This window comes from Brotocaccenecus cirricatena (assembly GCF_020687045.1).
Classification (GTDB): domain Bacteria; phylum Bacillota; class Clostridia; order Oscillospirales; family Oscillospiraceae; genus Vescimonas; species Vescimonas cirricatena.
In genome coordinates, this window is the sequence record NZ_JAJEPW010000080.1 from 1 (window position 1) to 10,792 (window position 10,792).

Annotated in this window: 10 protein-coding genes; 7 read left to right on the top strand and 3 right to left on the bottom strand. The window is 62.0% G+C overall.

The window, feature by feature from the left end; translation table 11 throughout:
• Positions 1 to 54: 54 nt before the first annotated feature.
• A complete protein-coding gene (locus LKD37_RS15585; protein WP_302930020.1) occupies positions 55 to 633 on the bottom strand; it encodes a uracil-DNA glycosylase in 579 nt (192 codons plus the stop codon).
• An 82-nt stretch (positions 634 to 715) separates the two neighbouring features.
• On the opposite strand from LKD37_RS15585, the gene LKD37_RS15590 reads away from it, so the two are divergent.
• Positions 716 to 1,252 (top strand): putative ABC transporter permease, encoded by a 537-nt coding sequence (locus LKD37_RS15590; RefSeq protein WP_302930021.1) that lies wholly within the window; start codon positions 716 to 718, stop codon positions 1,250 to 1,252.
• Here the strand turns inward: LKD37_RS15590 and LKD37_RS15595 are convergent.
• On the bottom strand, positions 1,249 to 2,190 hold the full coding sequence (locus LKD37_RS15595; RefSeq protein ID WP_302930022.1) for an alpha/beta hydrolase: 942 nt from the start codon (positions 2,188 to 2,190) through the stop codon (positions 1,249 to 1,251). The two genes, LKD37_RS15590 and LKD37_RS15595, sit on opposite strands and share 4 nt — an antisense overlap.
• 74 nt (positions 2,191 to 2,264) lie before the next feature.
• Here LKD37_RS15595 and glpK point away from each other — a divergent pair, with 74 nt between their 5' ends.
• Both glpK and LKD37_RS15605 read left to right on the top strand, forming a co-directional pair.
• Positions 2,265 to 3,755, top strand: coding sequence for a glycerol kinase GlpK (gene glpK / locus LKD37_RS15600; protein WP_302930023.1), 1,491 nt, complete (start codon positions 2,265 to 2,267; stop codon positions 3,753 to 3,755).
• A 69-nt stretch (positions 3,756 to 3,824) separates the two neighbouring features.
• Positions 3,825 to 4,241, top strand: a complete 417-nt coding sequence (locus LKD37_RS15605) for a zinc ribbon domain-containing protein (protein ID WP_302930024.1) — start codon at positions 3,825 to 3,827, stop codon at positions 4,239 to 4,241.
• A gap of 283 nt (positions 4,242 to 4,524) precedes the next feature.
• On the opposite strand, the gene LKD37_RS15610 is transcribed toward LKD37_RS15605, so the two are convergent.
• Positions 4,525 to 5,772: an AI-2E family transporter gene (locus tag LKD37_RS15610; protein ID WP_302930025.1), complete on the bottom strand. Its 1,248-nt coding sequence runs from the start codon at positions 5,770 to 5,772 to the stop codon at positions 4,525 to 4,527.
• A gap of 395 nt (positions 5,773 to 6,167) precedes the next feature.
• On the opposite strand from LKD37_RS15610, the gene rpsO reads away from it, so the two are divergent.
• The 4 genes from rpsO (at position 6,168) to LKD37_RS15630 (ending at position 10,750) form a co-directional block, all read left to right on the top strand.
• The gene (rpsO, locus tag LKD37_RS15615; protein ID WP_022135710.1) at positions 6,168 to 6,434 is read left to right on the top strand and encodes a 30S ribosomal protein S15; all 267 of its coding nucleotides are present in this window, start codon (positions 6,168 to 6,170) and stop codon (positions 6,432 to 6,434) included.
• Positions 6,435 to 6,622: 188 nt separating this feature from the next.
• Complete coding sequence (locus tag LKD37_RS15620; protein ID WP_302930026.1) at positions 6,623 to 8,773, top strand: polyribonucleotide nucleotidyltransferase; 2,151 nt, start codon at positions 6,623 to 6,625, stop codon at positions 8,771 to 8,773.
• A 371-nt stretch (positions 8,774 to 9,144) separates the two neighbouring features.
• Positions 9,145 to 9,867, top strand: coding sequence for a TetR family transcriptional regulator (locus LKD37_RS15625; RefSeq protein WP_302930027.1), 723 nt, complete (start codon positions 9,145 to 9,147; stop codon positions 9,865 to 9,867).
• On the top strand, positions 9,860 to 10,750 hold the full coding sequence (locus LKD37_RS15630; RefSeq protein WP_302930028.1) for a 3'-5' exonuclease: 891 nt from the start codon (positions 9,860 to 9,862) through the stop codon (positions 10,748 to 10,750). The genes LKD37_RS15625 and LKD37_RS15630 overlap by 8 nt, the downstream gene beginning before the upstream one ends.
• The last annotated feature ends 42 nt before the right edge of the window (positions 10,751 to 10,792 follow it).

A 10,792-nucleotide genomic window follows, 5' to 3' on the forward strand; every position in this document is an offset into this window, starting at 1 on the left:
GAGCGGCGAGGCGGAGTATTCCCAGGACGTCATGGACAAGGGCCTCTTTCACGATTATGCAAATTCCATGGGCGTCCGGGTGCAGACCTCCCGGATCTTGGCCTGCAAGCGCTTCAGGTCCTGGAAGGTCTCCGGCTTCTTGCCCGGGTCCCGCAGCAGGGCCGCCGGGTGATACAGGGCTGTCATCCACATGCCGTTTTTCTCAAAAAACTGCCCGTGTTCCTGGGTGATCTTAAAATCCGGCCTGATGATCTCCGCCGCGCTGATGCGTCCCAGGCACACCAGGATCTTCGGCTGCATCAGCTCCAGCTGCCGCCGCAGAAATCCGGCGCAGGCGTCCTTTTCGGTGTTCAGAGGGTCCCGGTTTTTGGGCGGGCGGCACTTGACGCTGTTGGTGATGTAGATTTCCTGCCGCCGCAGGCCGATCATGGCCAGCATATCGTCCAGCAGCTTCCCGGCGGCTCCCACAAAGGGCTCGCCCTGCTGGTCCTCGCTGGCCCCGGGGGCCTCGCCCACCAGCAGCACCTCCGCCGTGGGGGACCCCACCCCGAACACCACGTTGGTCCGGGTATCCGCCAGGCCGCAGGCCCAGCAGCTCATGCACTGCTGCCGCAGCTGCTCCCACTGGTCCATATCTTTCCTCCCTTTCCCCGCCTCCGCCCGGGTATCGCGGCAGCTCTCCCGGGGCAGAATGAGGGGGAAGGGAGGCGTCGCCGTGTACTGGCTGTGGCTGTTTTGTCTGTATAGCTTTCTGGGATATCTGCTGGAAAAAATCTTCGCCGCCGTCACCGGGTCCCGGCATCAGGTGCGCAAGTGCTTTCTGCTGCTGCCCCTGTGCCCGGTGTACGGCCTGGCCATGCTGGCGGTGCTGCATCTGCCCGCCGACCTGACCCGGGGCTTCCTCCGCCTGGCCTTTTACGGCGGCCTCACGGCCACCGCCGTGGAATACGCCGTGCACTTTCTCTATGACAAGCTGCTGGGGGTCATGTTCTGGGACTATTCCGGCACCCACATGGACCTGAACCGCCGGGTCTGCGTGCCCTTTGCGGTGGTATGGGGTCCGTTGACGGCCTTCGCCCTCCGGCAGGTGCAGCCCCTGCTGCACCCCATCGCCCTGCACGCCCCCGCCGGGGCGGGGCTGGCCCTGCTGCTGGTGCTGACGGCGGACAGCTTCTTCACCGTCCGCCTGCTGCGCCGGACCCACAACGTGGACCTGCTGGGCCTGCCCAACCTGCTGGCGTCTCTGCGTTAACCCAGCACCCGGTCCAGCCAGGCCCCGATGTCGCCGTACACCGTGTCCCGCATGGCGGCCTCGTTGAGAATTTCATGCCGCAGGCCGGGATACAGCTTCAGGGTCACGTCCCTGACCCCCGCCCGCTTGAAGGCGTCGTGAGTCCGCCGGACACCGGCTCCCATATCGCCCACCGGATCGTCCTGCCCGGCGATCAGCAGGATGGGGGCGTTTTTGTCCATCCGGTCGATGTTCCCGGGGGTCTGGTTGAACCGCAGGCCCCGCAGCATCTGGCGGAACAGGCCCACCGTGGCGTCCGCGCCGCACAGGGGGTCCGCCATATACCGGTCCACGTTGTCCGTGTCGGCGGACAGCCAGTCGTTGGGGGTCCGGGGCTTGTCGCCGAAGGCCTTGTTATAAGCCCCGAAGGCCATATTGGTCACCATCTTGCTGACGGCGTCCGGCCCCTTGAGCCCGGACAGAATTCCCGCCAGCAGCAGGCCGCCCCGGATGGTCATCTCCGGCTGCCAGCCGGTGCCCATGATGATGGCGGCGTCCACTGTGCCGGGATAGCGGATCAGGTACGACCGGGACAGGAACGACCCCATGCTGTGGCCCATCAGCAGGATGGGCAGATCCGGATACTGCTCCCGCAGCCGGTCATGGAGCAGGTGGATGTCGTCCACCACCGTCTCCCAGGTGCTGCCGTCGCCGAAATACACCGGCGTGCCGCCCTCCGGCAGGGATTTGCCGTGGCCCAGGTGGTCGTGTCCCGCCACCAGGATGCCCCGGTCGTTGAGATACCGGGCAAAATCGTCATACCGCAGGATGTGCTCCGCCACGCCGTGGGCGATCTGTAAAACGGCAATGGGCTCCCGGTCCGCCGGGGTCCACTGTGCCCCGTGAAGTTGGGTATGGCCGTCGCTGGAAAGAAAGGTAAATTCCTGGAAATCCGTCATGGTAATCCTGTCCTTTCTGTGTTATAATACCCTATATTAGCATACTCTGAAACAAAAAGAAAGAGGAGACTTCTATGGGAACCTATATTCTGGCGCTGGACCAGGGGACCACCAGCTCCCGGGCCATCGTGTTTGACCGCCGGGGCGACATTGTGTCCAAGGCCCAGTATCCCTTCCGCCAGCTCTATCCCCAGCCCGGCTGGGTGGAGCATGACCCCATGGAGATCTGGGAGACGGAGCGCCGTGCGGCGGCCCAGGCCGCAGCCGGGCTGGAGGGGGAGGTGGCCGGCATCGGCGTCACCAACCAGCGGGAGACCACCATTCTCTGGGACAAGACCACCGGCCGGCCGGTATATAACGCCATCGTCTGGCAGTGCCGCCGGACGGCGGAGTTCTGCGAGGAACTGAAGCGCCGGGGGCTGGAGGAGCGCATCCAGTCCGCCACCGGCCTGCTGATCGACGCCTACTTCTCCGCCACCAAGATCCGCTGGGTGCTGGACAACGTCCCCGGCGCCCGGGAAAAGGCGGACCGGGGGGACCTGCTGTTCGGCACGGTGGAAACCTGGCTCATCTGGCAGCTGACCGGCTCCCACGTCACGGACTACTCCAACGCCTCCCGGACCATGCTGTTCGATATCCACCGGCTGTGCTGGGATGCGGAGCTCTGCGAGCTGCTGGAGATACCCATGTCTATTCTGCCCCTTCCCGTGGCCAATAGTCAGGTATACGGCCTGGTGAAAAAAGGCATCCCGGGCCTGGAAAAGCTGGCGGGGGTGCCGGTGTGCGGCGCGGCAGGGGACCAGCAGGCCGCCCTGTTCGGCCAGACCTGCTTCCGCCCGGGCGAAGCCAAGAATACATACGGCACCGGCTGCTTCACCCTGATGAACGTGGGGGAAAAGCCCGTCCGCAGCCGGGCGGGGCTGGTGACGTCCGTGGCCTGGCAGGTGGAGGGCCGCACGGCCTACGCCCTGGAGGGCAGCGTTTTCAACGGCGGCAGCACCATCCAGTGGCTGCGGGACGAGCTGCACCTGATCGACTCCGCCCCGGAGTGCGACCGTCTGGCGGAGTCCGTGGAGGACTCCGGCGGCGTGGTGGTGGTCCCGGCCTTCACCGGCCTGGGGGCGCCGTATTGGGATATGTACGCCCGGGGGGCCATTCTGGGCGTCACCCGGGGCACGGGCCGGGCCCACATCGCCCGGGCGGTGCTGGAGTGCATCGCCTACCAGGTGACGGACCTGATGCTGGCCATGCGGCAGGACGCCGGGTGCGACATCACCGCCCTGCGGGTGGACGGCGGGGCCAGCGTATCGGACATTCTCATGCAGCTGCAAGCGGATCTGCTGCGCATCCCCGTGGACCGGCCCCGGATGGTGGAGACCACCGCCTTTGGCGCGGCGGCCCTGGCTGGCCTCAGCTGCGGCGTGTGGAGCGATCTGGAGGAGCTGACCCGTCTGCGCCGGAGCCAGCGGGTGTTTGAACCCCTGCGGCCCCAGGCGGACTGCGACCGGGACTATCGCCTGTGGAAGCGCGCCGTGTCCCGTGCCTCCGACTGGATCGAGCATTGACAAAACCGCCCACCCTGGTGTATAATGGCCCTAATTAAGAATTTCAGAATCTGAAAGGAGATCATTGCTATGGCATTTTTTGATGAACTGACCAAGAAGGCCCAGCTGGTGGCCGGTGCGGCTGCCGAAAAGGCCAAGGATCTGGCGGAGACCGCCACCGAGAAGGCCAAGGCTGCCACCGACGCCGCCAAGATGAACATGGAAATTCTCTCCGAGCAGCGGGAGATCGAGAAGAACTATCGGGCCATCGGCGAGTGGTTCGTCTCCGAGTTTCAGGGTGAGCTGCCCGACGCCGTGAAGGACGTTGTGGCCGCCGTTAACGCCTCCAAGGAGAAGATCGCCCAGCTGGAGGCCGCCAAGCGCAAGGAGGAAACCCAGGACGAGGAGCCCCAGGAGGAGTCCGGCGACGCCAAGACCTGCTCCGTCTGCGGCACTGTGTCCGACAGCAACTTCTGCCCCCACTGCGGCGCCCCCATGGGCAAGTAAACAACCGGTTTAACCGGAAAAGCACGGCTTCGGCCGTGCTTTTCTTTTTATCCCCAAAGGGCAAGCCCTTTGGGGATAAAAGGCTTGCAGTCTGCTGCGCGCATAATTTGTTCGCTGAAAGCGGACAAATTCCACACTTGCAGACTGAGAAGTATTTTCGCCCAGGTACACGCCCCGGGCGAAAATGATCTCACTTGATTTGCCGCCTGCGGGCGGCAAACTCTGCGAGGCTTTTTGGATAGTCTCATCAAAACCTCCGGCTTAGCCGGAGGTTTTGATGCATTTATGACTGCTGCTCCGGTGGCTGGGACTCCCGGTCCCGGTTCACATAGCAATATGCCTCGGTGGGCATATTCCGGCGGCGCAGACGCCGGTCCACCAGATACTTTACCAGCACCTGCAAACAGGCAAACACCGGCACGCCCAGGAACATACCCAGCACGCCGCCGAAGCCGCCGCCCACCAGAATGGCCACCACCACCCAGAAGCTGGAGATGCCCGTGGCGTCGCCCAGGATCTTGGGGCCCAGGATGTTGCCGTCGAACTGCTGCAAAACGATGACGAAGATCACGAAGATCAGGCACTTCTTGGGGCTGACCAGCAAAATCAGGAAGGCGCTGGGCACCGCGCCCATGAAGGGGCCGAAGAAGGGGATCACGTTGGTAACGCCCACGATCAGGCTCACCAGCGGGGCATAGGGCATGCCCAGAATGGTGCAGCCGATGAGACACAGAATGCCGATGATGAGAGAGTCCAGCAGCTTTCCGCGGACGAAGCCGCTGAAGATGCCGTCGGCCCGGCGAACGGCCCGGGCGATCCAGCGGGCGTGGGCCTCCTTGCACACGCCGTACAGCAGCTTGCAGCAGCGGGCCAGGCTCTGCTCCTTCATGGCCAGCATATACACCGACACGATGATGCCCACCAGGAAGTCCATGGCGAAGCTCACCAGCCCCCAGATGCCGGAGATCACGCCGCCGGTGATGGTGGTGAGCATCTGCTGGGCGCCGGGCAGCACCTTGTTGGTCAGCAGGTCCAGCAGATTCTGGTAATAGGTCTCCAGATTCTCGTTGACCCAGTCCTCCACCTTGGGGTTCTTATCCAGCAGGTTCGTGATCCAGCCGTAAATCTTGTTGTAATACGTTTCGGCGTTGTTGATGAGCATCACCACGCTGTCGATGAGCTGGGGGATCACCACGCTGAACATCAGATACAGCAGCAGCAGCACAATGGCCCAGGTCAGCAGAATGCTGACGGCCCGCAGCCACCCGGCGGCGTGGGGGATGGTCTTCCCTTCCAGCCCCTTGATCCGGTGCAGGCCCGAAAGAATGAGCTTTTCAAACCAGTTGACGATGGGGGCCAGCAGATAGGCCATCACCAGGCCCACCAGCACCGGCGACAGAATGGACGCCAGCTTGGACAGCAGCCGCTGCAGTGCGCCGCTCATATAGAACGTGTCGTAAAACACCAGAATGGCGCAGACGGTGAGAAAGATCGTCAGACCCCATTTCAGGTAGCCGCTCTTACCCTTCATATTGTTTTCTCCTTTGTTGGCCCGGCTGGGCCTGATTTACTACTTTACATGATAGCGTAAAAGGCCGTGGTTTGCAATGCCGGGGACGTGAACGTTTTGTTAAAAATCGGCATCCCAGGGAAAAAGCGCCGGGACGGGGGTCCGCGTCCCGGCCTGTCCCGGGGAAAAATCGGGACAAAACCCGGTTTTTGCGGGATGTCCCGCCGGAAACCGGGACAATTTTGGCCAAATGCGGCGGAAATCCAAAATTTATTCTTTACAACCGGCGCATTTTGTGCTATCGTATCAGAGTACGCTGTGTGCGTGCCATGCCCCTTGCCTTAGTCCCGCGGATGCTCTGCCTGTCCCGGCACTCAGGATGTGGGCGCACAAAAAAGAAAGGTGGAAACACAACTATGATGCTGAAAGATCAGAAGACCTCCATCATCGAGGCCAACCGCACCCACGAGACCGACACCGGTTCCCCCGAGGTCCAGGTCGCCATCCTTACCGAGCGCATCAACCAGCTCACCGCGCACCTGAAGGTTCATCCCCATGACTTTCACAGCCGCCGCGGCATGCAGATGATGATCGGTAAGCGCCGTCGTCTGCTGGACTATCTGGCCAAGAAGGACATCGAGCGTTATCGTGCCCTGATTGCCAAGCTGGGTCTGCGTAAGTAAGCTGAAGACAGGGTGGTGTGCCCCGTGCGCACCACCCTTCTTTCACACCATCCCTGCCCGTGTGCGGAGCCGATCAAAGCCTTTAGCAGTTGAAAAAATGCCGGAATCCGGGTATTTTCCGGCACTTTTTCAAGTGCTAAACGGCCCCGGCTCCCATGCGGAAAATTCAAATGAAAAGGAGCCAAACCATGTCTACCATCATTACCCACCGGCAGTTCCCCCACTACCACAAGTACACCATGGACCTGGCGGGCCGCCCCCTGACCCTGGAGGTCGGAAAGCTGGCGGAGCTGGCCAACGCCGCCGTCATGGTCACCTATGGCGAGACCAGTGTGCTGTGCTGCGTCACCGCCGCCGCCCGTCCCCGGGACGGCATCGACTTCTTCCCCCTGAGCGTAGACTTCGAGGAAAAGCTGTACGCCGTGGGCCGCATCCCCGGCAGCTTCAACCGCCGGGAGGGCCGCCCCGGCGAGAAGGGCGTTCTGACCTCCCGCGTCATTGATCGCCCCATCCGCCCCCTGTTCCCCCACGATTTCCGCAACGACGTGTCCGTTATGTGCACCGTCATGAGCGTGGACCACGACTGCTCCCCGGAGATCTGCGGCCTCATCGGCACCTCCGCCGCCCTGGCCATCTCCGACATTCCCTGGAACGGCCCCGTGGGCGCTCTGAAGGTGGGCCTGGTGGACGGGAAGCTGGTGTTCAATCCCACCAGCGAGCAGCGCAAGGTCAGTGATCTGGACGTGACCGTTGTGTCCACCGGCAAGAAGGTGGTCATGATCGAGGCCGGCGCCAACCAGGTGCCCAACGACGTGATGTTCGAGGCCATCCGCATGGCCCACCAGGAAAATCAGAAGCAGGTGGCCCTGATCGGCCAGATGGTGGCCGAGATCGGCAAGCCCAAGTTTGACTATCCCCACGCGGACTTCGACGAGGAGCTGTTCCAGAAGATCGTGGATGCCACCATGGACCAGGCCAAGGCCGCCATGGATACCGACGATAAGAACGTCCGGGAGGCCCGCTGGAACCAGCTCATCGAAAAGTGGCACCAGCTGTTCCTGGAGGACTATCCCGAGATGGATAAGTACCTGGAGGAGATCACCTATAAGTTCCAGAAGAAGATCGTGAAGGCCTGGCTGCTGGAGGGCCACCGGGTGGATGGCCGCCAGAAGAACGAGATCCGGCCCCTGGCCGCCGAGGTGGGCGTGCTGCCCCGGGTCCACGGCTCCGGCCTGTTTACCCGGGGTCAGACCCAGGTGCTGAGCGTGGCCACCCTGGATACCCTGTCCGCCAACCAGAAGCTGGACACCATCTGGGAGGAAACCGAGAAGCGGTATATGCACCACTATAACTTCCCCGGCTACTCCGTGGGCGAGGCCAAGCCCGCCCGTTCCCCCGGCCGCCGGGAGATCGGCCACGGTGCTCTGGCAGAGCGGGCCCTGCTGCCGGTGATCCCCCCGGTGGAGGAGTTCCCCTATGCCATCCGCGTGGTGTCTGAGGTGGTATCCTCCAACGGCTCCACGTCCCAGGGCTCCATCTGCGGCAGCACCCTGGCCCTGATGGACGCCGGCGTGCCCATTTCCGCCCCGGTGGCCGGCATCTCCTGCGGCCTGATCCAGGACGACGACGGCTCCTTCACCACCTTCATCGACATTCAGGGCGTGGAGGACTTCCACGGCGAGATGGACTTTAAGGTGGCCGGCACCAAGAAGGGCATCACCGCCATCCAGATGGACCTGAAGAACGACGGCCTGACCATGGAGATCATCAAGAATGCTCTGGACATCACCTATGACGCCCGGTGCCAGATCCTGGACCAGATCATGCTGCCCTGTATCGCCGAGCCCCGGCCCGAGGTCAGCAAGTACGCCCCCAAGATGGTCACCCTGCACATCGACCCCGACAAGATCCGGGAGGTCATCGGCAAGGGCGGCAGCGTCATCCAGAAGATCGTGGCCGAGTCCGGCGCCAAGATCGACATCGACGACGACGGCACCATCCACATTGCCTCCCCCGACGCCGAAAGCTGCGCCACCGCCAAGAAGTGCATCGACGACATCGTGTTCGTGCCCGAGGTGGGCCAGCTGTACTATGGCCGCGTGGTGCGCCTGATGACCTTCGGCGCCTTCGTGGAGCTGGCTCCCGGCAAGGACGGCCTGGTGCACATCTCCAAGCTGGCGGACAAGCGCATCGAGAAGGTGGAGGACGCCTGCAAGGTGGGCGACATGATGTGGGTCAAGGTCACCGAGATCGACGAGAAGGGCCGGGTGAACCTGAGCCATAAGGATGCCATGAAGGAGATCCGGGCCAAGGAAGCCGCCGGCGAGATCATCAAGTAAATAACCGCCGACAGACAGTAGATTCATATGTATATACACCCGCCGATTCCGCGTAACGGAATCGGCGGGTGCTGTCATATACTGGAAACAGACGACACAAGGAGAAAACCTGTCCGTATAGCACGGACAGCCGCATGGCATGCGTACCACAATATATGGTCATATCGGCAGAAATCAGCACAATATATCACAGAAAAACAATTTCTAAAATTTTTGTGTCGCCCATTGAAAAACAATAAAAGATATGTTAAAATACTAACTTAACAGGTAGGAAGCCCTAACCTTAATGTAGTATAGCTTTGTTGCTAATATACAATATTATACTCTGTCAGGATGGAAAAATCGTTCAAACGGTTGTAAAGGAGGACGCTATGCCGAGAGGAGCACAGCCCAAGGTCGCCGAAAGAGAGAATCGGATGACCTATGCAGCTATCAGGCTGTTTTTGGAAAACGGATATGAACGGACCACCACCGCCGCCATCGCGCAGGCAGCGGGTATGTCCCCGTCCGCGTTTTTTGCAGTATTTGCCAACAAGGAGGCGCTGCTGCTGAAGCTGACCAAGTGGATGTATGAAAAGCAGTTCGCCGTTACGCACGAGCTGCTGGGGAAGGACTATGACCCGGTGATGTTCTACGCCGTGGAGCCTGCCATCCAGCTGTATATTGCCGAAAAGACCGAGGGGCTGCGGGAGCTGTATGTCTCCTCGTACTCCTATGCGGCCACCGCCAACTATATACATCAGGTGGTGACGGACAAGCTGGTGGAGCTGTTCGGGAAGGAGCATCCCGGCTATACCCGGCAGGACTTTTATGAGCTGGAGCTGGCTACCTCCGGCATGCTGCGCAGCTTCATGGCCCGCAAGTGCGACCGGAGCTTCACCATGGAGCAGAAGCTGCGTCGGTTCCTGTCCTGCGGCATGACCATCTACGGCGTGGCCCCGGAAAAGCAGCAGGAGGTCATCGACCGGGTGCTGAAGATGGACCTGAAGTCCGTGGCCGATCAGCTGCTGGCCCAGGCCATGGCCCAGTCCCAGGAGGAGTTCCAGGAGGCCGAGCGCAAGGGCAAGGCTCTGGAAGCTGCCAGACGTGGCTGATTTTTCCTATATCGTCCTGGACCTGGAGTGGAACCAGCCGTTGAATCCGGACAGCGCCATACGGGAGCCGTTTTTCTTCGACTCGGAGATCATTGAGATCGGGGCCCTGCGGCTGGATGAGCGGTTCCGGGAGACCGGCAGCTTCAAGACCTTCATCCGCCCCCGGTTTTATCCCCACATGAACGGCGACGTGGTGCAGCTGACGAAAATTCGGGCACAGGACCTGGAAAAAGCCCCGGAATTTCCCCGGGCCTATGCCGATTTCATGGAATGGTGCGGGGAGAATTGCTGCCTGTGTACCTGGGGACCGGACGACATTCCGGTGCTGATGGACAACCTGCTGATGCACGGAATGGACGCGGAGATGCCCTGCTGCTACGATTTGCAGCGGATCTTCGGCCACGAGATCATGCGGGATGACCGGCAGTGCTCCCTGGAGCGGGCGATGGAGCTGCTGAAGCTGACTCCGGACCGTGCCCACGACGCCCTGAACGATGCGCGGAATACCGTGCAGATCTGCGGGCGGATGGACCTGGACGGGTGCATGGACGAATACGGCCTGCGGTATGTGCAGTATCCCCAGGACCGGGCGGCCGGACTGGTGCAGGGGCGGGTGTATGCCTCCCTGGCCCAGGGCCAGGAGGACCCGGCCATGACGGAGGTGCAGTGCCCCTACTGCGGGGAGACGGTGACCCTGGGCCAGTGGGCCAGGAAGGACCCCCGGACCCTGCTGGCCTATGGCCGGTGCAGTCAGGAGGACGAGCTGTGCGGCATTTATCGCCACACCCGGACGGCGGCGGGCCTGCGCCTGGGCCGCATGGTGCTGGAGATGAACGACGACCTGTGGGACACCTATCAGGCCTGCCTGGAGCGGCAGGGGTAATTGTTGGAATGTGAAAACCGGCTCCGGCGCGATGCGCCGGAG

Excerpts from the sequence above, each read along its gene's own strand:
- LKD37_RS15625 (WP_302930027.1), top strand. The coding sequence starts at position 9,145 with ATGCCGAGAGGAGCACAGCCCAAGGTCGCCGAAAGAGAGAATCGGATG.
- LKD37_RS15610 (WP_302930025.1), bottom strand. The coding sequence starts at position 5,772 with ATGAAGGGTAAGAGCGGCTACCTGAAATGGGGTCTGACGATCTTTCTC.
- LKD37_RS15605 (WP_302930024.1), top strand. The coding sequence starts at position 3,825 with ATGGCATTTTTTGATGAACTGACCAAGAAGGCCCAGCTGGTGGCCGGT.
- LKD37_RS15595 (WP_302930022.1), bottom strand. The coding sequence starts at position 2,190 with ATGACGGATTTCCAGGAATTTACCTTTCTTTCCAGCGACGGCCATACC.
- LKD37_RS15620 (WP_302930026.1), top strand. The coding sequence starts at position 6,623 with ATGTCTACCATCATTACCCACCGGCAGTTCCCCCACTACCACAAGTAC.
- glpK (WP_302930023.1), top strand. The coding sequence starts at position 2,265 with ATGGGAACCTATATTCTGGCGCTGGACCAGGGGACCACCAGCTCCCGG.
- LKD37_RS15585 (WP_302930020.1), bottom strand. The coding sequence starts at position 633 with ATGGACCAGTGGGAGCAGCTGCGGCAGCAGTGCATGAGCTGCTGGGCC.
- rpsO (WP_022135710.1), top strand. The coding sequence starts at position 6,168 with ATGATGCTGAAAGATCAGAAGACCTCCATCATCGAGGCCAACCGCACC.